General features: G+C 46.9%; 1 protein-coding gene. It reads left to right on the forward strand.

Annotation, left to right across the window (positions count from 1 at the left end; translation table 11 throughout):
* The first annotated feature begins 25 nt into the window (after positions 1–25).
* A complete protein-coding gene (locus tag R7Q48_RS26040; RefSeq protein WP_005479178.1) occupies positions 26–829 on the forward strand; it encodes an undecaprenyl-diphosphate phosphatase in 804 nt (267 codons plus the stop codon).
* Positions 830–840 lie beyond the last annotated feature (11 nt).

An 840-nucleotide genomic window follows, 5' to 3' on the forward strand; every position in this document is an offset into this window, starting at 1 on the left:
GATCGGAAGAGCGTTAGTTGTTTACATGAGTTATTTTGAAGCCTTTATTTTGGCTCTGATTCAGGGTCTGACAGAGTTTTTGCCCATTTCCAGCTCTGCGCACTTGATCCTACCCTCTGCCATTTTCGGCTGGGCCGACCAAGGTCTAGCGTTTGATGTGGCAGTACACGTCGGTACATTGATGGCGGTTGTGATTTATTTCCGCCACGAAGTGATCACTTTATTCCGAGCATTGTTTGCTTCGATCTTCAAAGGTGACCGCAGTAAAGAAGCAAAACTGGCATGGATGATCGTGATCGCGACGATTCCGGCGTGTGTGTTCGGTTTGCTGATGAAAGACGTTATCGAAGTCTACCTGCGCAGTGCCTATGTGATTGCGACAACCACTATCGTGTTCGGTTTGTTGCTTTGGTGGGTGGATAAGAATGCCAAGCTTGTTGCCGATGAGTACCAAACTGGCTGGAAGAAAGCGGTGTTTATTGGTATTGCTCAAGCACTTGCGATGATCCCTGGAACTTCACGTTCTGGTGCAACGATCACTGCCGCTCTATATTTGGGCTTCACTCGTGAAGCGGCAGCGCGTTTTTCATTTTTGATGTCGATTCCTATCATCACATTAGCTGGTAGCTACTTGGGTATGAAGCTGGTTACCAGCGGTGAGCCTGTGCACGTAGGCTTTTTGCTGACTGGTATTCTGACTTCATTTATTAGCGCATACATCTGTATCCACTTCTTCTTGAAGATGATTTCACGCATGGGCATGACGCCATTCGTGATTTACCGTCTGATTCTAGGTGTGGGCCTATTTGCATTCTTGCTTAGTGCTTAATCCTTGAAAAC

The sequence above is a fragment of the Vibrio sp. 378 genome, assembly GCF_033339435.1.

Coding starts and splice junctions, on each gene's coding strand:
- R7Q48_RS26040 (WP_005479178.1), top strand. CDS start 26: ATGAGTTATTTTGAAGCCTTTATTTTGGCTCTGATTCAGGGTCTGACA.